The organism is Ferrovibrio sp. (assembly GCF_041906005.1).
In the GTDB taxonomy this organism is placed as follows: Bacteria; Pseudomonadota; Alphaproteobacteria; order Ferrovibrionales; family Ferrovibrionaceae; genus Ferrovibrio.
On sequence record NZ_JAYRJY010000001.1, the window covers coordinates 3,217,052 to 3,235,719 of the forward strand.

General features: G+C 66.1%; 21 protein-coding genes. 9 read left to right on the plus strand and 12 right to left on the minus strand.

From position 1 onward, the window contains the following. Positions 1 to 2: 2 nt before the first annotated feature. The 4 genes from ACE3OO_RS15800 to ACE3OO_RS15815 are packed head-to-tail and all read right to left on the minus strand — an operon-like array spanning position 3 to position 2,948. Positions 3 to 431, minus strand: a complete 429-nt coding sequence (locus ACE3OO_RS15800; protein WP_374304395.1) for a GNAT family acetyltransferase — start codon at positions 429 to 431, stop codon at positions 3 to 5. Continuing rightward, a complete protein-coding gene (locus ACE3OO_RS15805) occupies positions 409 to 1,197 on the minus strand; it encodes an ABC transporter ATP-binding protein (RefSeq protein ID WP_374304396.1) in 789 nt (262 codons plus the stop codon). The genes ACE3OO_RS15800 and ACE3OO_RS15805 overlap by 23 nt, the downstream gene beginning before the upstream one ends. Further along, a complete protein-coding gene (locus ACE3OO_RS15810; RefSeq protein ID WP_374304397.1) occupies positions 1,194 to 1,973 on the minus strand; it encodes an ABC transporter permease in 780 nt (259 codons plus the stop codon). The genes ACE3OO_RS15805 and ACE3OO_RS15810 overlap by 4 nt, the downstream gene beginning before the upstream one ends. Before the next feature lie 21 nt (positions 1,974 to 1,994). Continuing rightward, positions 1,995 to 2,948 carry an ABC transporter substrate-binding protein gene (locus ACE3OO_RS15815; RefSeq protein WP_374304398.1) on the minus strand — a complete coding sequence of 318 codons (954 nt, stop codon included), beginning with the start codon at positions 2,946 to 2,948 and terminating at the stop codon, positions 1,995 to 1,997. Between the two features lie 162 nt (positions 2,949 to 3,110). Here ACE3OO_RS15815 and hutH point away from each other — a divergent pair, with 162 nt between their 5' ends. The 3 genes from hutH to ACE3OO_RS15830 all read left to right on the plus strand — a co-directional run bounded on the left by hutH (position 3,111) and on the right by ACE3OO_RS15830 (position 5,892). Next, entirely contained in the window at positions 3,111 to 4,640 is a 1,530-nt protein-coding gene (hutH, locus tag ACE3OO_RS15820; RefSeq protein WP_374304399.1) for a histidine ammonia-lyase, read from the plus strand. 400 nt (positions 4,641 to 5,040) lie between these two features. After that, a complete protein-coding gene (locus ACE3OO_RS15825; RefSeq protein WP_374304400.1) occupies positions 5,041 to 5,310 on the plus strand; it encodes an HU family DNA-binding protein in 270 nt (89 codons plus the stop codon). Between the two features lie 129 nt (positions 5,311 to 5,439). Continuing rightward, the gene (locus ACE3OO_RS15830; RefSeq protein WP_374304401.1) at positions 5,440 to 5,892 is read left to right on the plus strand and encodes a PAS domain-containing protein; all 453 of its coding nucleotides are present in this window, start codon (positions 5,440 to 5,442) and stop codon (positions 5,890 to 5,892) included. A 35-nt stretch (positions 5,893 to 5,927) separates the two neighbouring features. Here the strand turns inward: ACE3OO_RS15830 and ACE3OO_RS15835 are convergent, their stop codons facing one another. The 3 genes from ACE3OO_RS15835 to ACE3OO_RS15845 all read right to left on the minus strand — a co-directional run bounded on the left by ACE3OO_RS15835 (position 5,928) and on the right by ACE3OO_RS15845 (position 7,817). Beyond that, positions 5,928 to 6,785, minus strand: coding sequence for a dienelactone hydrolase family protein (locus ACE3OO_RS15835; protein WP_374304402.1), 858 nt, complete (start codon positions 6,783 to 6,785; stop codon positions 5,928 to 5,930). A gap of 153 nt (positions 6,786 to 6,938) precedes the next feature. Beyond that, entirely contained in the window at positions 6,939 to 7,115 is a 177-nt protein-coding gene (locus ACE3OO_RS15840) for a hypothetical protein (RefSeq protein WP_374304403.1), read from the minus strand. Positions 7,116 to 7,133: 18 nt separating this feature from the next. After that, the gene (locus tag ACE3OO_RS15845; protein WP_374304404.1) at positions 7,134 to 7,817 is read right to left on the minus strand and encodes a hypothetical protein; all 684 of its coding nucleotides are present in this window, start codon (positions 7,815 to 7,817) and stop codon (positions 7,134 to 7,136) included. 236 nt (positions 7,818 to 8,053) lie between these two features. Between ACE3OO_RS15845 and ACE3OO_RS15850 the strand changes: the two genes are divergently transcribed. The 3 genes from ACE3OO_RS15850 to der are packed head-to-tail and all read left to right on the plus strand — an operon-like array spanning position 8,054 to position 11,489. Then, the gene (locus tag ACE3OO_RS15850) at positions 8,054 to 8,704 is read left to right on the plus strand and encodes a tetratricopeptide repeat protein (protein WP_374304405.1); all 651 of its coding nucleotides are present in this window, start codon (positions 8,054 to 8,056) and stop codon (positions 8,702 to 8,704) included. A gap of 14 nt (positions 8,705 to 8,718) precedes the next feature. Further along, the gene (locus ACE3OO_RS15855; protein ID WP_374304406.1) at positions 8,719 to 10,068 is read left to right on the plus strand and encodes a PQQ-binding-like beta-propeller repeat protein; all 1,350 of its coding nucleotides are present in this window, start codon (positions 8,719 to 8,721) and stop codon (positions 10,066 to 10,068) included. 8 nt (positions 10,069 to 10,076) lie between these two features. Beyond that, positions 10,077 to 11,489 carry a ribosome biogenesis GTPase Der gene (gene der / locus ACE3OO_RS15860; protein WP_374304407.1) on the plus strand — a complete coding sequence of 471 codons (1,413 nt, stop codon included), beginning with the start codon at positions 10,077 to 10,079 and terminating at the stop codon, positions 11,487 to 11,489. A 3-nt stretch (positions 11,490 to 11,492) separates the two neighbouring features. Here the strand turns inward: der and ACE3OO_RS15865 are convergent, their stop codons facing one another. Continuing rightward, positions 11,493 to 12,728 (minus strand): MgtC/SapB family protein, encoded by a 1,236-nt coding sequence (locus tag ACE3OO_RS15865; protein WP_374304408.1) that lies wholly within the window; start codon positions 12,726 to 12,728, stop codon positions 11,493 to 11,495. 81 nt (positions 12,729 to 12,809) lie between these two features. Next, positions 12,810 to 13,430, minus strand: a complete 621-nt coding sequence (locus tag ACE3OO_RS15870) for a PAS domain-containing protein (RefSeq protein WP_374304409.1) — start codon at positions 13,428 to 13,430, stop codon at positions 12,810 to 12,812. 167 nt (positions 13,431 to 13,597) lie between these two features. Here ACE3OO_RS15870 and ACE3OO_RS15875 point away from each other — a divergent pair, with 167 nt between their 5' ends. The 3 genes from ACE3OO_RS15875 to ACE3OO_RS15885 all read left to right on the plus strand — a co-directional run bounded on the left by ACE3OO_RS15875 (position 13,598) and on the right by ACE3OO_RS15885 (position 15,490). After that, positions 13,598 to 14,296, plus strand: a complete 699-nt coding sequence (locus ACE3OO_RS15875; RefSeq protein WP_374304410.1) for a hypothetical protein — start codon at positions 13,598 to 13,600, stop codon at positions 14,294 to 14,296. Further along, entirely contained in the window at positions 14,293 to 14,664 is a 372-nt protein-coding gene (locus ACE3OO_RS15880) for a DUF1304 domain-containing protein (RefSeq protein ID WP_374304411.1), read from the plus strand. Before ACE3OO_RS15875 ends, ACE3OO_RS15880 begins: the two co-directional genes overlap by 4 nt. Positions 14,665 to 14,743: 79 nt before the next feature. After that, the gene (locus ACE3OO_RS15885) at positions 14,744 to 15,490 is read left to right on the plus strand and encodes a sulfite exporter TauE/SafE family protein (RefSeq protein ID WP_374304412.1); all 747 of its coding nucleotides are present in this window, start codon (positions 14,744 to 14,746) and stop codon (positions 15,488 to 15,490) included. A 7-nt stretch (positions 15,491 to 15,497) separates the two neighbouring features. On the opposite strand, the gene ACE3OO_RS15890 is transcribed toward ACE3OO_RS15885, so the two are convergent. The 3 genes from ACE3OO_RS15890 to ACE3OO_RS15900 all read right to left on the minus strand — a co-directional run bounded on the left by ACE3OO_RS15890 (position 15,498) and on the right by ACE3OO_RS15900 (position 18,625). After that, the gene (locus ACE3OO_RS15890) at positions 15,498 to 16,730 is read right to left on the minus strand and encodes a phosphodiester glycosidase family protein (protein WP_374304413.1); all 1,233 of its coding nucleotides are present in this window, start codon (positions 16,728 to 16,730) and stop codon (positions 15,498 to 15,500) included. Positions 16,731 to 16,762: 32 nt separating this feature from the next. Then, complete coding sequence (locus ACE3OO_RS15895; RefSeq protein WP_374304414.1) at positions 16,763 to 17,188, minus strand: hypothetical protein; 426 nt, start codon at positions 17,186 to 17,188, stop codon at positions 16,763 to 16,765. Positions 17,189 to 17,368: 180 nt separating this feature from the next. Then, positions 17,369 to 18,625 carry an amidohydrolase family protein gene (locus tag ACE3OO_RS15900; RefSeq protein WP_374304415.1) on the minus strand — a complete coding sequence of 419 codons (1,257 nt, stop codon included), beginning with the start codon at positions 18,623 to 18,625 and terminating at the stop codon, positions 17,369 to 17,371. Positions 18,626 to 18,668: the final 43 nt, after the last annotated feature.

Here is an 18,668-nt window from a genome sequence, read left to right on the forward strand (position 1 = left end):
GCTTACTTGCCGTCCAGCCGGCGGCTGAAGATCACGCGCGGTTCTTCCACATAGCCCAGCGCGTCATAGAAGGCGCGCACACGCTCGTTTTCCGGCCGCACCATCAGCATCACCTTCGGCACGCCGCGTGCCCGCAGCCAATCCTCGGCCGCCGTCACCATCGCGCGGCCAAAACCGGATTTCTGGATCGATGGCTCGACGGCGAGGTAATACAGCCAGCCGCGATGGCCGTCATGGCCGGTCATCACACTGGCGACGATCTTGCCACCGCTCTCGCCCACCAGGATGGTGGATTCCGGCTTCGACATGCAGAAATCGATGTCGCTGTCCGGGTCGTTCCATGGCCGCGTCAGGTTGCAGGCCTGCCACAATGCGATCAGGGCCGCGCGGTCAGCGGCGGCAAACGGCCTAATGTTCAGCTTCGGCGGCACGGATCGACTCCACGCGGATTTCCTCGGTCAGCCGCGCCTTGTAGGCGGCGAATTCCGGCGTGGTCTTCACCGTGTAATGGCGCGGATGCGGCAGGTCGATGGCGATGTCGCATTTCACCCGGCCGGGGCGCGCGGTCATCACCAGCACGCGGTTGGCCATGAAGATCGCCTCGTCGATATCATGCGTGACGAACAGCACGGTCTTCCGCGCCTTTTCCCAGATGCCCAGCAGCAGCTCCTGCATCAGGGCGCGGGTCTGGTTGTCGAGCGCGCCGAACGGCTCGTCCAGCAGCAGGATCTTCGGATCGTTGGCCAGCGCGCGGGCCAAAGCCGTGCGCTGCTGCATGCCGCCCGAAAGTTGCTTGGGGTAATGGTTCTCGAAACCCTTCAATCCGACCTGGTCGATGAAGCGGGCGGCGATCTCGGCCTGTTCGGCTGAGGATACCTTCTTCTCGCGCAGGCCAAAGCAGATGTTTTCCCGCACGGTCAGCCAGGGAAACAGCGTGTAGGATTGAAACACCATGCCGCGGTCCGGCCCCGGATCGCGCACCGGCTGGCCATCCAGCAGGACCTGGCCCGTGGTGGGCTGGTCCAGCCCGGCAACGATGCGCAGCAGCGTGCTCTTGCCGCAGCCTGACGGTCCCAGGATGGTGATGAAGTCATTGTCCTCGACCGCGATGCTGGTTGGTTCCAGCGCCCGGGTCGGTTCGCCGCCGCGCACGCCGGGGAAGACGCGGCTGACGGTATCGATCTTGAGCTTGCTCACTTGAGGAAATACCAGGGATAGAGGCGGGCGTTGGCCTGCTTGAACAGGAAGTCGGAAACCAGGCCGATCAGGCCGATCACCACGATGCCGAAGATCATCTGCCCGGTATCGAGCAGGCGCTGGCTATCCATGATCATGTGGCCGATGCCGCTCTGGGCGCCGATCAGTTCCGCCACGATCACATAAGTCCAGGCCCAGCCCAGCACCAGGCGCAACGTCTCGGCGATCTGCGGCGCGGCGCCGGGCAGCAGCACGCGCAGCACGATGCCGGCGCGTTTGGCGCCCAGCGTCTTGGAGGCTTCCACCAGATCGATGCGGCTGCCGCCCACGATCACGGCCACCATCAGCACGATCTGGAAGAAGGAACCGATCACGATCACGGCCAGCTTCTGCGCCTCGCCCACGCCGGCCCACAGGATCAGCAGGGGGATGAAGGCGGAAGCCGGCAGGTAGCGCGCGAAAGAGATGAAGGGTTCGAAGAAGGCCTCGATCCCCTTGAAGGCGCCCATCAGGATACCCAGCGGCACGGCGAAGATGGCCGCGATCATGAAGCCGCCCACCACGCGCCAGATGGTCACGCCCACATCGCCGGCAAAGCCGTATTCGGTGAACAGCGATACGCCGGCCTTCGCCGCTTTCAGCGGATCGGCCAGGAACAGCGGCGGCACGATGCCGCCATAGGTCACCGCGGCCCAGAGGCCGAGGAAGACCACGAAAAAGAGAATCCCCAGGGCGGTGCGGCGCCCTGGGGAAACGGGTTTAAGCGGTTCGAACACTGAACGTCCTTGAAAGCTGGCTTACTTGATGAAGCTGTCGTCGACCATCGGCTTGAGGTCGGGGATCGACTTGATCACACCGGATTCGAGCTGGATGTCGGCGGCTTCCTTCATGAAGGCCTGCAGGTCGCCCTTGAAATAGGCCTGGTTGGCGGCCTTGTCCTGCCAGGCGATGAAGGCGGCCGACTTGGCGAAATCCGGGCCGGTCTGCTTCACCTTGGCGCCCATGATCTCGTAGGACTTGTCGGGTTCCTTCTTGATCATGTCCAGCGCGTCGAAGAAGCCATTCACCACGGCCTGCACGGTCTTGGGGTTCTTCTTGATGTAGTCGGGCTGGAAGGCCAGCATGTCGACCACCACCGGATATTCGATCGTGGTGTGCAGGATCTTGCCCTTGTCCGGCGCATTGCGGATCGACGACAGATACGGCTCGTAGGTCGAGGCGGCATCATACTGGCCGGCGACGAAAGCCTGGGCGGCCGGGTTCGGTGCCAGGGTGGCGTACTGCACGTCCTTCGGGCCCATGCCGTTCCGGTGCAGCATCACCATCAGCACGAAATACGGCGTGGTGCCGGCGCCATCGACGGCGATGGTCTTGCCCTTCAGGTCCTTCACCGAGTTGATGTTGTTGCGCACGGCCAGACCATCGCCGCCCTTCGACTTGTCGAGCAGCAGTACCTGCGTCAGCGGCACGCCGGCCGAGGTCCAGGCCACATAGGTATCGACCGTGGTGGCCACCGCCTGGGTGGCGCCGGCAGCGACGGTCAGGTGGCGTTCTTTCTGCGGGATGAACTTGATCTCGACATCGACGCCACGCTTCTTGAACAGGCCGGCATCGGCGGCCAGGGTCAGCGGCGCAAAGCCGGTCCAGCCGCTCATGCCCAGCACCACTTTCGGCATGTCCTGCGCCATGGCGGGCGCGCCGGCGAGCAGGGCCAGGGCGGCGGCAGCGCCCAAAATCGACATCTTTTTCATGTGTTTAGTCCCCCGGAAGGCTACGGCCGCGGCCGCCATTGGCCCCGGCGCGAATGCCTAATTAAAGACCGTGGCGCGAAAGACGGCAAGTCAAATAATCATGTATAGACAACCTGACCGGCCCAGCCTTAGCCTATACTCAATTCATCCATCAAAACGGGGATGCGCGTGGTCTATCGACTGACGCCCGGAACGCTCACACTCGCCGACCTGGCCCGGCTCTATCGCGGCGGCGCCTTCAGGCTGGAGATCGACGTCTCGGCGCGGGCGTCTGTCGAGGCATCCGCCGATACCGTGGCGCGCGCGGCTGCCGGCGATGCAGCGGTCTACGGCGTCAACACCGGTTTCGGCAAGCTCGCCCGCGTGCGCATCGCGCCCGATCAGGTGGCCGAGCTGCAGCGTCGCCTGGTGCTCAGCCATGCGGTCGGCACCGGGCCTTTGCTGCCCGATGCGATCGTGCGGCTGATCCTGCTGCTCAAGATCAACAGCCTCGCACAGGGCCTGTCGGGTGTGCACTGGAACACCATCGAGGCCCTGCGGGCATTGCTGAATGCCGATATGCTGCCCTGCGTGCCGGCGCAGGGCTCGGTCGGCGCTTCGGGCGACCTCGCGCCGCTGGCGCATCTGGTGCTGCCTTTGCTGGGCGAGGGCAGCGTGCGCATCGCCGGCCGCGAATGCCCGGCCGCCGAAGGTTTGGCGAAGGCGGGCCTGCAACCCCTGAAGCTCGGCGCGAAGGAAGGCCTCGCGCTGCTCAATGGCACGCAGGTTTCGACGGCACTGGCGCTCGCCGGGCTGTTCGCCGCCGAAGACGTGACGGCGGCTGCGCTGGTCACGGGCGCGCTGTCCGTCGATGCCGCCGCCGGTTCCGACACGCCATTCGATCCGCGCATCCATGCCGCGCGGCGCCAGCCTGGCCAGATCGCGGTGGCGGCTTTGCTGCTGGAACTGCTGGACGGCTCCGACATCCGCGCCTCGCACCGCACCGGCGACGAACGCGTGCAGGACCCGTATTGCCTGCGCTGCCAGCCGCAGGTGATGGGCGCGGCGCTCGATCTGCTGCGCCAGGCCGCCGGCACGCTGGAGCGCGAAGCCAACGGCGTCTCCGACAATCCGCTGGTCTTCGGTGAAGGGGAAATCCTCTCCGGCGGCAACTTCCATGCCGAACCGGTGGCCTTTGCCGCCGACATCATCGCCATCGCACTGGCCGAGATCGGCAATCTTTCCGAACGCCGCATCTCGCTGCTAGTCGATCCGGTGCTGAGCGGCCTGCCGGCTTTCCTGGCGCCCAAACCCGGGATCAATTCGGGCTTCATGATCGCGCAGGTGACGGCCGCCGCGCTGGCGTCCGAGAACAAGCAGCGCGCCCATCCCGCCAGCATCGACACGATCCCCACCTCGGCCAACCAGGAAGACCATGTCTCCATGGCGGCCCATGCCGGCTATCGCCTGCTGGCCATGGCCGAGAACGCCGCCGGCATCGTGGCGGTGGAATGGCTCTGTGCCGCGCAGGGTGTCGATCTGCGCGCGCCGCTGCGCACCAGCGCGCATCTGCAGCAGGCGCAAAGGCTGCTGCGCGATGCCGTGCCGATGATGGCCGAGGATCGTTATCTGGCGCCCGACCTGGCGGCGGCCAAGCGCATGGTGCAGGACGGCGCCTTGCGCGCCCTCCTGCACAGGTCTCTGCTGGGCTGACTTACTTCGGCAGATCGGCCGAGGTCACGCGGCAGAAGGCCAGCGCCAGCGCGAAGACCGCGAAAGCGGCGCAGGCGCCGATGAGGTAAAGCTGTTCGCCGAACGGCATGATGTGTCTCCCCCGGATTCGGTTGCGGATGTTTCTTGCGGGCCGGAGGCTAGCCAGCGGCGTTCCGTCGCGGCTTTGATCTCGATCAAATCGGGTCGCTGCGACGTTGGATAGCGACTCGCTGCGTCACCCATGCGTCGAATCGCGATTGGCGCAAATGCCGCGAATGACAAGGGTTTGGCGGGCCCTTGTTGGCCTTGTCTGGGGCGGTGAATGTGGTAACTGCTTTCACCCGCTGCGGATCGTCCGATTCTGTATGGCGGGCTGATCCGCAGAATTCTGGAGGGTGTGATGAACAAGGCTGATCTGATCGAAATCGTGCGCGAGACCGCGGGCACCACCAAGGCTGCCGCCGGCGACGCCGTCGATGCCGTCTTCGAGGCGATGGCGAAGTCGCTGAAGAAGGAAGGCGGTTTCACCATCGTCGGCTTCGGCACCTTCAAGGTGTCCAAGCGCGGCGCCCGCAAGGGCCGCAACCCGCAGACGGGCGAGACGATCAAGATCGCCGCCTCGAAGTCGGTGCGCTTCAAGGCGTCGAAGCAGCTCAAGGATACGCTCTGACGCGTCGGGCGGACCTGTTCCGTCCGGGCTTCGACAGGGCCCGCTCCGCCGGAGCGGGCTTTTTCATTTGCGATTGCCGCCGCCGGTCTGCCCCCGCCATACTGGGCCATCGGGGGAAACGGGGGCGGCGTGGAATTTCTGCATCCGCAGCTGGAACGGCTTCTGGCCTACTGGGAGGCAAAGCGGGGCGCACGGCGCTTTCCGCTGCGGCGGGATATCGATCCGCTCGATCTGGCGTTTGCGCTTGGCCATGTGCTGCTGGTGGATGTGGAGCGCGAACCCGCGATCCGGTTCCGCTATCGCCTCTGGGGCGTCGATCTGACCCGCGATTACGGCCAGGAGATGACCGGCCGCTATGTCGACCAGCTCAATCCGCCGGCCTTTGCCGCGCGGGTGCAGCAACAGTATCTGCAGGCGCTGGAAGCCGCCGCGCCGCAACTGCATAAATTCGACGATGTGATCGATGGGCGCTGGTTCACACACGAGCGCCTGCTGCTGCCGCTGGGCCGCGAGGATGCGCCGGAGGCGATCGGAATGATCATGGGCGCGATCTACCGCCGGCCGCTCGATGGGCAGAATTAAGCGGGCCGCCCCCTGAAGGGCGGCCCGCAGTCGTGTTAACCCAGATGCACCTTGAAGAAGCCGACCGCCTTCTGCCAGGCATCCTCGGCTTCGGCCTTGCGATAGCTCGGCCGGTAATCGGCGTGGAAGGCATGCGGCGTGTCGGGGTAGACGTAGAAGGTGTTGAACTTCTTCGCCGCTTCCAACGCGGCCTTCATCTGCTCCACGCTGGCGACCGGGATGCCCTGGTCGGCGGCGCCGTAGAGGCCCAGCACCGGCGCCTTCAGGTCCTTGACGATGTCGATTGGATGCTTCGGCGTCAGTTCGCTGGCCTGGCCGACCAGGCGGCCATACCAGGCCACGCCGGCCTTCACCTTCGGGTTATGCGCCGCATACAGCCAGGTGATGCGGCCGCCCCAGCAGAAGCCGGTGATGCCCAGCCTGTTCGGGTTGCCGCCATTCTTGGCCGCCCAGGCGGCGGTGGCATCCAGATCGGCCATCACCTGCGCGTCCGGTACCTTGCCGGCCACCGCGATGGCGCCCTGCATGTCGGTCACCTTGCTCATGTCGCCCTGGCGGGCATAGAGGTCGGAGGCGATCGCCTGATAGCCCAGCTTGGCGAAACGGCGGCAGGTGTCCTTGATGTATTCATGCACGCCGAAGATTTCCTGCACCACCAGGATGGTGGGGAAGGGGCCGGCGCCGGCTGGCTGGGCGCGATAGGCTTTCATCATGCCGCCCTTCACCGGAATATCGACCTCGCCGTCTTTCAGGCCGGTGGCATCGGTCTTGATCGCGGTCTGGCCCATGACGGGGCCGGCGGCCACCGTGAAACCGGTGATCAGGCTGGTGGCCATGAAACCACGGCGGCTGAAATCGACTTTGGGAACGAGGCTGAGCAAATCGGCGTTCATGTTTTTCCTCCGGTTAAGACGAAACGATCCCGCGGCGGGCGGACAAGGCGGCAGATCAGGCGGCAGATTGTGGGCCGGCGCGATGCCGCCCGGTGATAAAATCCGCGTGAAACCGTTTTTCTTATCTGGAGCGCGCGGCGCGCACGGCCAGCCTCAGCCGGCGAAAAAGCTGTAGGCCAGGCCGACCAGCAGGAAGATACCGAGCCAGGCCGCGATGAACAGCAGCAGGCGCCGGCCGCCGATGGCGCCGGGCAGCCGCAGGATGCCAGGCAGGATCAGCAGCAGGGCCAGCGCCAGTCCGGCCAGTCGTAGCCAGTCAGACTGCGTCATACCGCCACGAAAAGGGGATCAGTCGGCCTGCGAAACCTTGGTGCCGCCAGATGCCGCGGCCGAGCGCTGGCACTGCCGGTACAGCCGCTCTGCCTCGGGTTCCTTGAACGACAGGAACCGCATTTCCAGCGCGCTGACCACCTTGTAGGACGGATTGTCCGAGGCGGTGGGGCCCTGGAACTTGGCCGGGCTCACATGCACCAGCGACAGCACGCGTTCGGGGCTGATGCGCATTTCGATCCGCTGGCCGTCGCCCAGTTTCTCGCTGGCGCAGACCTTGCCGAGCTGGTGATCGAAATGCTTCACCCGGTCATACCGCGGATCGGGGCTGACATCGGGGATCGGCGTCACGGCGGCGCTGGCCACGAGGGCGGGGCGGTATTTGTGGAATTCGGCGGTGGCGAGCACGATGCTGCCGAAGGGGAAGAAGATCTCGACATCGTCGAGGCGGGCATGGTCGCCCATGCGGCCGTCCACCACGGGCAGTTCCACCACGCGGGCAGACGACATGCGGGTGATGTCGTCGTTCAGGCGGATCAGGTTGCGGTCGCCGCGCTCCTTGGCGCGTTCGGCCTCGAAGGGAATCAGGGCAGTGGGCTTGGCGCCTTTTTTGGACTGGGCCTGGGCGGCGCCGGCTGCGGCGAGGCTGGCCGCGGCGGCAAGGATCGCCAAGGCGACGGTCGCTTTCCGGAATCCGAACATGAGGCTTTCCCCCTTCGAAGGGTCGGCCGGCAAAGCACCGGCGTCGTCTTCCCTGACTTTATAGACGGCCGGCAGGTTAGTCGATTTTCCGAGTCCTGCCAAGACTCGATGTGTTATCAAATGGTTACCCCAAAATTTGGGAGTCTTCCGGGCTTTGCCATCGTGCCGCGATGCAGGTAAGGTACGCGCCGTTTTGAACCGGTCGCCAGACCGGCTGTTCGTTCAGGGAGTCGCCTGTGGCCAATTTCATCGAGGAAGTCGACGAGGAAGTGCGCCGCGACCGGCTGGAAAAAGCCTGGAAGCGCTGGAGCCCCTACGCCATCGGCCTCGTCATCCTGTTGCTGGCCGGCGTGGCCGGTCATCAGGTCTGGAAGACCTGGCAGAGCGAAAAAGCCGCCGCCGCCGGCGCGGCTTTCACCGCCGCGCTCAACCAGGCCCAGGCCGGCAAACCCGCCGATGCCGCGAAGGCTTTCGCCGACATGGCGGCCAGCGGCAAGGATGGCTATGCCCTGCTGGCCCGTTTCCAGCAGGCCGCCGTGCTGATCGAGGCCAAGGACATGCCCGGCGCCATCGCCGCCTATGACGCCATCGCAGCCGACAGCGGCATCAACCAGCGCTTCCGCGATCTCGCCAATTACCTCGCCGCCTTCCATGGCTTCGATACCCTGGGCGCCGAGGGTGTGCGCAAGCATGTCGCCGCGATCCCGGGCGACAGCCCGTGGTATGCCAATGGCCGCGAATTGCAGGCGCTGGCCGAACTCAAGGCCGGCAACCGCGATGCCGCCCGGCAGCAGCTTACCGCGCTGGCCGATGATCCCCTGGTGCCGGCTGGCCTGCGTGGCCGCGCCGCCGAATTGCTGGCCGCCCTTGGCGGTCCGGTCCAGTAACCGGGCAGACCGTTATGCAGATGCATCGTCCGATGTTCCGCTTCGCCGCCATCGCTGTGGCCGCCGTTGCGCTTGCCGGTTGCGACACGGTTTCCGACTGGTTTGCCGAGGATCCCAAGCCGGTGGTCACCGGCGAGCGCATTTCCGTGCTCGCCTTCGACAGCCAGCTCGACCCCGATCCGCAATTGGCCGAAACGCCCGTTTCACTGTCCAAGCCGTGGCGCAATCCGGAATGGCCCCAGGGCGGCGGCTATCCCGGCCATGCCATGTATCACCTCGCGCTGGGCGACAAGCTCGGCCGCGCCTGGACGGCCGATCTCGGCAGCTCGGCTGACGAGGAACAGAAAATCCTGGCCCAGCCCGTTGTGGCCGAGGGCCGCGTCTTCGCCATGGACTCCGAAGCCCGCGTCAGCGCGTACGATGCCAGCACCGGCCGGCGCCTGTGGCGCGTCGAACTCACCCCGCGCAAGGAAGAGGGCGGCGCCATCGGCGGCGGCCTGGCCTGGCATGCCGGCAAGGTGATCGTCACCACGGGCTATGGCGATGTCGTCGCGTTGCAATCTTCCACCGGCCTCGCGCATTGGGTCGCTTCGCTCAAGCAGCCGATCCGCGGCGCACCGGCGGCGGATGGCAATCGCGTCTTCGTCGTCACCTACGACAACCAGGTTCACGCGCTTGACCTGGATCGCGGCAATGAATTGTGGACCTATGCCGGTGTGGCCGAAACCGCGGGCTTTCTCGGCGCGGCCAATCCCGCCGTCGATGGCAACATCGTCGTGGTGCCGTTCTCGTCGGGTGAATTGCTGGCCCTGCGCGCCGATACCGGCGTGGTGGTCTGGAGCGAGCAGCTGATCCGCGCCTCGGGCCGCATCAGCCAGGCCGGTGCGCTGAACGACATCAACGGCCGGCCGGTGATCGATCGCGACCGTGTTTATGCCGTCAGCCAGTCAGGCCGTTTCGTCGCGCTCGACATGCGCAGCGGCGAACGCATCTGGGAGCGCGTGATCCCCAGCATTCAAACGCCCTGGGTTGCCGGCGATTTCATCTATGCCGTCACCATCGACGCCGAACTGCTGTGCATGTCGCGCCGTGACGGCAAGGTGAAATGGATCCGCCAGCTGCGCCGTTACGAGGATCCCAAGGCCAAGACGCGCAAGGGGATCATCACCTGGTATGGTCCGGTGCTGGCGGGCGATCGCCTGCTGCTGGCCTCCACCGACGAACGCCTGTTTGCCGTGTCGCCCTATACCGGCGATCTGATCGGCCAGGTATCGCTGCCCGACAAGGCATCGGTGGCGCCGGTCGTCGCCGATGGCACGCTCTACGTCGTTACTGACAACGCGCAGTTGATCGCGTATCGCTAAGGCAGGTCATGCCCGCAAAAGTCGCTATTGTCGGCCGGCCGAATGTCGGCAAGTCGACGCTGTTCAATCGCCTGGTCGGCCGCCGGCTTGCCATCGTCGACGATACGCCGGGCGTGACGCGCGACCGGCGTGAAGGCGCGGCGCGGCTGGGCGACCTGGAATTCACCGCCGTCGACACGGCAGGCCTGGAAGAATCCGACGACGACAGCATGGCTGGCCGCATGCGGCTGCAAACCGAGGCCGCGGTGCGCGAGGCGGCCGTGGTGCTGTTCGTGATCGATGGCCGCGCCGGCGTCACGCCGCTGGACCGGCATTTCGCCAACTGGCTGCGCAAGCAGAAACGGCCGGTGCTGCTGCTGGCCAATAAATGTGAAGGCGGTGCCGGTGGTTTCGGCGTGGCCGAGGCGCATGGCCTGGGCTTTGGCGATCCGCTGCCGGTTTCGGCCGAGCATGGCGAGGGCCTGTACGATCTCTCGCTGGCGCTGATGGAGCATATCGCCGGCAATACCGATGCGGTGCCGGGCGACGATGCCGATGAACTCGACATGGTGCAGGCCGACATCGACATCGATCCCGATGCCGAGGTGCCGGCGGAAGACCTCAATCGTCCGATCCAGCTTGCCGTGGTGGGCCGTCCGAATGCGGGCAAGTCCACCCTGATCAACAAGCTGATCGGCAGCGACCGCCTGCTGACCGGCCCCGAGCCCGGCCTGACCCGCGATGCGATCGCCATCGAATGGGAATATCAGGGCCGCCGGGTCAAGCTGGTCGATACCGCCGGCATGCGGCGCAAGGCGCGTGTCGAGCACAAGCTGGAAAAGCTGTCGGTCGCCGATACCCTGCGCACCGTGCGCATGGCGCAGGTTGTGGTGCTGGTGCTCGACGCCGTGCTGGGCATGGACAAGCAGGACCTCACCATCGCCGACCATGTGCTGCAGGAAGGCCGCGCGCTGGTGATCGCGGTGAACAAGTGGGATGCGGTGGAAGATCGCGCGCTCGCCCTGAAGGAGATCGAGGACCGGCTGCAGACCTCGCTGCCGCAGGCACGCGGCATTCCCGTCGTCACCTTCTCGGCGCTCACCGGCCGGCATCTGGATCGTCTGCTGCCTGCCGTGATGGCGCAGTATGAACGCTGGAACCGGCGCATCCCCACCGCGCAGCTCAATCGCTGGCTGGAAGAAGCCACCACGCGCAACCCGCCGCCATTGGCGGGCGGGCGCAGCGTGCGCATCCGCTATGCCACCCAGGTCAAGGCGCGGCCGCCGACCATCGCGCTGTTTGCGCCGCGCGCCGACTTCATCCCCGAATCCTATCTGCGCTACCTGATCAACGGGCTGCGCGAGGTGTTCGACCTGCAGGGCGTGCCGATCCGCATGCATCTGCGCAAGGGCAAGAACCCTTACGCCTCCGACGATAACTGACGGCTAGATCAGCAGCAGCCCGGCCCAGGCTGCGGCCGCCACCGCGATCAGGCCGGGGATCACGCGCAGGGCATAGTCGCTGCCGCCGCCGGTCCAGGCAAATACCATTTTGCTGACCGTGTTGGTCGTGAAGGCGACGAGCACCGGTGCCGCCGCTGTATGCGGTTCCATCTGAAGCGATGCCACCGAAATCGCTGCCGCGTGAGTATCGGCAAAGCCGGCCAGCGCGGCCACCACCAGCACGCCGGCTTCGCCGAAATAATGCTGCAACGCTGCCGCGGCGAACAGCACCGTCGCCAGCACGGCGGCGAACACCAGCGCGCCGGTCAGGCTGAACGCGCGGCCCGGCTCTTTCTCTTCTTCATTGGTCTGGCGCAGGGCGTAAACCGTGAAGATCGCGCCATAGGCGATGGCGGCGGCGCCGGCCAGCGCCAGCGGCAGCGCCAGGTGGCGCAATACCGGCAGGCTGGTCGCCGCCAGCACCAATGTCATCTGCGCCACGGTGGCAACGGTGGACAGCACGGCACCGGCGACGGCGGCATTGCGCGCCTGTGTGTTGCGGGCGCGTTGCCCCATTGCGCCGATGGTGGCGGTGCTGGAAATGAACCCTCCGGCAAAGCCGGCCAGCGGCAATCCGTAGCGCGCGCCCAGCGCCCGCACGGCAATGTGGCCGATACCGCCGATCGCCATCACCAGGATCACCACGATCCAGATCTTCGCCGGGTTGAAGGCGGCAAAGGGTCCCATCGCCCGGTCGGGCAGCAGCGGCAGGATGACCAGAGTGGCACCGGCGAAGATCAGCGCGTCGCGCACTTCCGTCGCGGTCAGCACCTGGCGCACGAAGATATGCATCGGCGTGCGCGCTGCCAGCAATATGGCGGCGGTGACGCCGATTCCGGCCGCCAGCACCGGCTGCAGCATGCACAAGCCGCCCAGCAGCACGGTCAGCATCAGCGCGATCTCGGAGGTGAGGCCGTAATTGTCGTCGCCATCGGCGGCTTCGGCGGGGGCGGCCTGGCGCATATAGGCCACGGCGCAGAGCAGGGCGGTGCCGGCCACCGCGACCGTCAGCAGCAGGGCATCGCCGATGCTTTGCGCTGCGGCACCGGCCAAGGCGGCGAGCGTGAAGGTGCGGATGCCGGCCGCCGAGCGTGCGCCCTTGCGCCGCTCGCGTTCGGCGCCGATCAGCAGGCCGATGCCCAGTGCGGCGGCGAAATTGATGATCTGGGACTCCAGCATGCGCGGCCCTCCGAAGCCTGCCGCGCAGCCTAGCAGTCCTGGCCCTGCCTGTCAGTCGGGCCTGTCTGCCAGTTGGGCCTGTCAGTCGGGTGGCAGGTCGGGCAGGTCGGCCAGCGGATAGATGTTCAGCATCTCGTTGAGACGCGGCTGGATCGCTTTGGTCCAGTCCGGGTCGCGCTGGAACAGGCTGTAGCCGATCACGCCGAAGGGCGAGCCGTCGTCGTTCATCAGCGGCAGCATCAGCCGTTCGATCCGCAGGCCATAGGCTTTGGGAGCGTGATTCTGCGGCCGGCCATGGATGATCGCCGGGGTGGCGGCGCAGCGCACAAGCTGGTCGAGGCCAAGCCTTGCCGCCTGTTTGTCATTCCAGAGCTGATTCACGTCGTGGCCGATGATGCCGCGGCCCCAGTAGAACAGGATTTCCTCGCCGGCCAGGGTCAGCCGCGCATTCCGCAGGTCGGGGTCGACGCGGAAAATCCACAGATGCGGCAGGCAATGGCGCAGGGCGATGGGGTCGATGTCGCGCCGGCGTGGCGGCAGCAGGCCGGTCGGCGCATCGACCGGACCGAAACGCGGTGCCGGCTGGCGCCACTGCGCCCAGCAGCGCAGGAAGGTATGCATGTTCGGATCGCGGATCTGCGGCCAGACATTTCCACTGGTAACACCGATGGGAGACAGGGTCTGGACGGGCAGGGCGGACATGAATCGGCTCAATGGCTGCTGGGGCAGGACGCGACGCTAGCGATGTCGTCGTGTGCCGGGCAGTAGAAATCCGGTTACGCCACGCCAGGCGGGTATTACAAGCGCGATTGACGCCCTGCGGCATATGCGGAAGACTGATGCGCGTTACGGGATTGTAACGAGGCGTCATGGGCGATCGTTTTTTCCATCTCCGGCATCCCAATGTCGAAACCCTGCTGCGGCGGCCACCGGCTGTATCCGGTCTGGTGCCGCCGCGCCTGGCCGGCATCGGCCATAATGGCGGGCCGCCGCTCGACATGTCGGGGATCGGCGTGGCCTGGCGCCGCGCCCATGCCAAAGCCTGGAAGACCCCGCCGCGCGAGATCGTGCAGATGCGCCTGCGCCGCGCCGCCCGGCTGGGCCTGGGCTATCGCGATGTCACGCTCGCCCTGCTCGATCACGGTTGCCATCTCTCCGTATTGCTGTTGCCGCTGCATCATGCCTTCGAGGTGGCGCGCGACCGTGATGGCGGGCTGCATCTGGCTGCCGCGCCGGAGATCGCCGACAAGATCGCGCGGCTCGATGGCCGGCTGTTCCTGCTGCTCGACGAGGCGATGACCGGCCCGCTGGATGCCGCCAGCCGGCGCCGCCTGCTGCAGCAGATCAACGCGCTGCATGATGGCAAGGTCGAGGCGCTGCTGACGCTGCCCTTCCGGCCGATGGACACCGAGGCGCAGCGGGCGCAGCGCCTGCGCCGCCTGCTGAAACAGCAGAATGCCCCGCGCCAGGAATGCGTGCTGCTTGGGCTCACCTGGGCCGAGATCCGTCTGGCGGAAACCGCCGGGCTGGGCCTGTTCAAATCCGTCGCGGAGTGGTTTTCCGCATGACCCTGATTGCCGATATCCTGGTCGCCCTGATCGCGCTGTTGCATGTGTATATCATGGTGCTGGAGATGGTGCTGTGGACCAGGCCGGCCGGCTTGCGCGCCTTCAGCAATACGCCGGAGAAGGCACAGGCCACGGCGGTTCTGGCCGCCAACCAGGGGCTCTATAACGGGTTCCTCGCCGCCGGCCTGGCCTTTGGTTTGTTCTATGTGCCGCTCTTCGGCGATGCGGCTGCGGCATTGCATATCAAAAGCTTTTTCCTTGCCTGCATCGCCATTGCCGGCCTGTATGGCGCGGCCACGGCGGCGCGCAAGATCCTCTACATACAGACCCTGCCGGCCGTGCTGGCGCTCTTGCTGCTCTGGCTCTGACAATAATTCGGCCAGAACCGAAACATCCCGCTCCCCTGATGCGGCATGATGTCCGGCGTTGTCATCTCCGGAGTCGTGCATGTCTTTTGATCCCGTAACCCTGGCCTGGATAACCGTCGTCTTCCTGCTCGCCGGCATGGTGAAGGGGGTGATCGGGCTGGGCCTGCCCAGCATTTCGCTCGGCCTGCTCGCCGCCACGCTCGACCTCAAGCTGGCGATGATCCTGCTGCTGGCGCCCAACCTCGTGACCAATCTGTGGCAGGCGTTCAGCGGCGGGCATTTCCGCCTGCTGCTGCGGCGGCTGTGGCTCTTCCTGCTCTGTGCCGGCATCGCCATCTGGCCGGGCAGCGCCGCACTCGATGCCGTGGATGGCAGGACGCTGGCCGCCCTGCTCGGGCTGCTGCTCGTGGTCTATGCGCTGCTCGGCCTGCTGCGGCCGCCGCTGCATATCGCGGCCCGGCATGAAATCTGGGCCGGGCCGCTCGCCGGCATCGTCAACGGGCTGTTCACCGGCCTGACCGGCAGCTTCGTGGTGCCCGGCGTGCCCTATCTGCAGGCGCTGGGGCTGAGCCGCGACCAGCTCGTGCAGGCGATGGGCCTGCTGTTCATGGCCTCCACCCTCGGACTCGGCGCCAGCCTGGGCGGCCGCGACCAGCTCGGCGCCGGGCTGCTTGCGCTGTCAGCCGCCTGCCTGGCGCCGGCCCTGCTCGGCATGGCACTGGGCCGACGTCTGCGGCATCGCCTGTCGGAGACCGCCTTCCGGCGCGTCTTCTATATCGGCCTGCTGCTGCTCGGCCTCTACATCGTGGCGCGCTGGATAGTCTGATGGCGCGTCAGCGGATGCCGAGGAAATTGCCGACCGGGCGATAATACTTCTTGTTCGGGTCGAAGCCGGTTTTCGGCCATACCGTATCGCTGGGCAACGAGCGGAGTATGCCCGACCGGTAATCGGTATAGAACATCTGTGATGAGCCGCCGCCATCCAGCGCGATGGCATTCTCGGCGCCGAGGCTTTTCATGTAGGTCGCGAGCGAACCCAGTGTGGTTGCGGCGACCGGCTGCGAACAGGTGCCGTGATCGCCGGGATTGACCACCACCATAATGAGCTGACGGCCATCTATGCTGAGGCCGACGGCCGTGCGGGCCAGCCGGCAGGCCGGATCGGGTCCGGCGACGCCATCGCCGACATAGGCGCCATTCCTGAGCAGCTGAGTGCCGGAAATGGCATTCTGGAAATTGGCCGGCACGGTAAACGGATCGCTGGGAAACATCGGAAACCAGCGGATATCGGCATATCGCGGGCTGCCCGGCGTGTAGAAGACCAGCGTGCCGGGATCGCGGAAGACCGGCGGCCGCCCCATGCTGTAGGCCTTGATCTGCTCTTCCTGCCGCACGAGCTGGCGGTTGCTCAGGGTATAGCCGTAGACGAAGGTGCAGAGTTCCGAATGCAGGTCGCCGCCGCCGGAATAGCCATTCACTTCGAAGAAGCTGCCGTTGATGGCCAGCCGTGAGCCGTATAGCGAGGTCTCGGCCCAGTCCGGCACGGTCAGCATGTTCTGGTCCTGGGGCACGGTGCGCATCGGGCTGGGAAACAGCACGCCGCCACGCGTCGCGCCTTTGCAACTGTTGTCCTGGTCGAGATTGGGGATCACGATCCAGGCCGCCGCCAGATCGACGATGGCGTAATAGCCTTGCGTGACGTGGTTCGGTCCATCCCAGAAATCGACGGGTAGCGGCCGGGGTATCGATGTGCTCGGCGGGCCCTTGCACAGGCCGCCCTGCACAGTGAGTTCCGCGTGATTGCATTCCTCGGCCTTGTAGAAGCAGCTCGCGCAGAACGAGCCCAGGCATGACCAGCATGGTGCGCGGGCGCGCTCCACCTGACAGGGCGGCTGCAGGTCTTCACCGCAGACGGCATAGGCCGGCGAAGATGGTGCCGCGACGGCGCCGGCCAAGCCGAGCAGCACCGCGAACAGGCTGGCCCGCAGGCCGATGGCCCAGTCGGCGGGGCGCAGAACGTGGCGCAAACCCGCGCCGATGACGGGAACGATCATCGAGACGATCATGACGGGTCTCCTGATTATCCGCTGCCGCGCGACTAGCCGGTGCAACGCGGCGGACCGTCGCCCTGCACCACCTGCGAACCGGCCGACGAGGCCGTGAAGCTGGGATTGCCGTTCGCGTCGATGCTGACATTCACCTGGCCGTAACCGTCGTAGAAAAATCCCCAGACCTGGTCCTTGAAGGTGATGCGCACGCCCCAATAGGGCCGGCCGCAGGGCGTGTTGTGGCCGCGATCGTCGAAATAGATCACGCCGCTGCCCATGATCACGATGGCGGTCGGGCCGCCCCAGTTGCTCAAGCGCTGCGACAGGCCGTTGGTGCTGCCGGCTCCAACCGGGAACGAAATCGTCACCGGCTGTGGCGAGTTGTTGGCGATGACGTTCACGCCCCACAGGGCCCAGGCGCCCGAGGGCAGGGCGGTCAGCAGCAGGGCCAGCCCTGCGCAAGTGATCCAACGCATCGGCGATCCTCCCCAGTAAGGCTGTCCGCCGGCCCGGCCCGCTGCGGCCGGGACGGGAAAAGCGGACAGCACTGGAAAGCTTATATGCCGCTCAGATGCCAACCACAACTATTGCATGTGTATTCACACGTATGCGCACCTTTTAGTATGCATGCCGGTGTAGGCTTTCGGCCTGCCGGGTTAAGGCAAACGGTAGATCGCCTTCACATTGTCGACCGCCACCTTCTGCGCCAGTTGCGGCGGCAGCTGCGACAGCAGGGTCTGTGCCGCCGTTGTGAACGGCACGGTGCGTTCCATGAAGATGCTGCCGGCAGAGGCGCGCTGGCCGCCGCCGGCGCGGCCACCTGACGTCATCGGCACGGCCGAGGAGCCGTAGAAGCGGTCGGTGCCCATCACGAAGCGGTCGGGGAATTCGGCGATCAGCTTGCGCCAGTCCGGCCGTAGCCGGCCTTCGCGGGCCAGCGCCGTGTTCGGCTCCGGCGACTGCGGCAGCGCCTTGATGCTCATGTAGAGGTTGGGATGCGCGTTCATCATGCGGCGGATCAGCTCGACGCTCAGCACGCCGGTATGGTCGACGCCGGCATGGGCCCAGACGATGCGGGCGCCGCGCTCATGGGCCAGCAGCTTTTCGAACTGCGCCAGGTTCGGCGTCAGCGTCGGCGGATTGCGCTGCGACATGTCCCTGAGTTTCTGCGGCGTCGATATCGGTTCGATCACCGCGTCCATGTGGAAGTCGATCGGCACGTTGCGTTTCGCCGCGATCTCGACCAGCAGCAGGAACAGCGGATGGTCGGGGCGCGAGCGATGATAGGAATGCGCGTCGGCCACCGACAGGTGGTTGGCCGACATCTCGCCGAAGCCCAGCGCGCCGGCATCGATGATGCTGTTGGCGATGTCGGTGAACTTCTTCTTCGTCGCTTCATCCACCGTTTCGGCATCGGGCTGGGTATGAATCATCGGATTCAGCGTGCCGCCGCCGCCCAGGAAGGCGAAGCGGCCGGGATGCTTCTTCACCGCATCGGCGAAGTCGGTGTAGTCGTAGAGGTCCCGGTCGGGCGGCTGCGGCGTCGGCATAATGATGGCGAGGCCGATATTGTTCTTGTCCATGTCAGGAAGCGCGGCACGCACCGCGCCGGCCCAGTCGCCGGTGGTGTTGGTGGCGCCGCTGACCAGATGCACATGGGTATCGATCCAGCGCGGCACGTCGCCACGCGGCATATCGGGACGCTGACCCTCAAGACGTTGACCCTCGGGACGCTGGCCTTCAGGACGCTGGCCGGCTTCGCCGCCGGGGCCGCGGCCCATCGGGCCCGCGCCACCCTGCGGGCCCTGTTCCTGGGGCTGGCGACGCATCGGCTGCGCCTCGGCGGCCATCGCCACCAGGCTGCAGGCCACAACACAGAATGCCGCAAGGCGCGCGGCGTGACGCATGATCATGGATGAAGTCCCCCCGGACGTCGGATGAACCGGACGACTCGTC

Coding starts and splice junctions, on each gene's coding strand:
- ACE3OO_RS15880 (WP_374304411.1), top strand. CDS start 14,293: ATGACCCTGATTGCCGATATCCTGGTCGCCCTGATCGCGCTGTTGCAT.
- ACE3OO_RS15855 (WP_374304406.1), top strand. CDS start 8,719: ATGCAGATGCATCGTCCGATGTTCCGCTTCGCCGCCATCGCTGTGGCC.
- hutH (WP_374304399.1), top strand. CDS start 3,111: ATGCGCGTGGTCTATCGACTGACGCCCGGAACGCTCACACTCGCCGAC.
- ACE3OO_RS15865 (WP_374304408.1), bottom strand. CDS start 12,728: ATGCTGGAGTCCCAGATCATCAATTTCGCCGCCGCACTGGGCATCGGC.
- ACE3OO_RS15815 (WP_374304398.1), bottom strand. CDS start 2,948: ATGAAAAAGATGTCGATTTTGGGCGCTGCCGCCGCCCTGGCCCTGCTC.
- ACE3OO_RS15885 (WP_374304412.1), top strand. CDS start 14,744: ATGTCTTTTGATCCCGTAACCCTGGCCTGGATAACCGTCGTCTTCCTG.
- der (WP_374304407.1), top strand. CDS start 10,077: ATGCCCGCAAAAGTCGCTATTGTCGGCCGGCCGAATGTCGGCAAGTCG.
- ACE3OO_RS15875 (WP_374304410.1), top strand. CDS start 13,598: ATGGGCGATCGTTTTTTCCATCTCCGGCATCCCAATGTCGAAACCCTG.
- ACE3OO_RS15835 (WP_374304402.1), bottom strand. CDS start 6,785: ATGAACGCCGATTTGCTCAGCCTCGTTCCCAAAGTCGATTTCAGCCGC.
- ACE3OO_RS15900 (WP_374304415.1), bottom strand. CDS start 18,625: ATGATCATGCGTCACGCCGCGCGCCTTGCGGCATTCTGTGTTGTGGCC.
- ACE3OO_RS15870 (WP_374304409.1), bottom strand. CDS start 13,430: ATGTCCGCCCTGCCCGTCCAGACCCTGTCTCCCATCGGTGTTACCAGT.
- ACE3OO_RS15825 (WP_374304400.1), top strand. CDS start 5,041: ATGAACAAGGCTGATCTGATCGAAATCGTGCGCGAGACCGCGGGCACC.
- ACE3OO_RS15845 (WP_374304404.1), bottom strand. CDS start 7,817: ATGTTCGGATTCCGGAAAGCGACCGTCGCCTTGGCGATCCTTGCCGCC.
- ACE3OO_RS15895 (WP_374304414.1), bottom strand. CDS start 17,188: ATGCGTTGGATCACTTGCGCAGGGCTGGCCCTGCTGCTGACCGCCCTG.
- ACE3OO_RS15840 (WP_374304403.1), bottom strand. CDS start 7,115: ATGACGCAGTCTGACTGGCTACGACTGGCCGGACTGGCGCTGGCCCTG.
- ACE3OO_RS15890 (WP_374304413.1), bottom strand. CDS start 16,730: ATGATCGTCTCGATGATCGTTCCCGTCATCGGCGCGGGTTTGCGCCAC.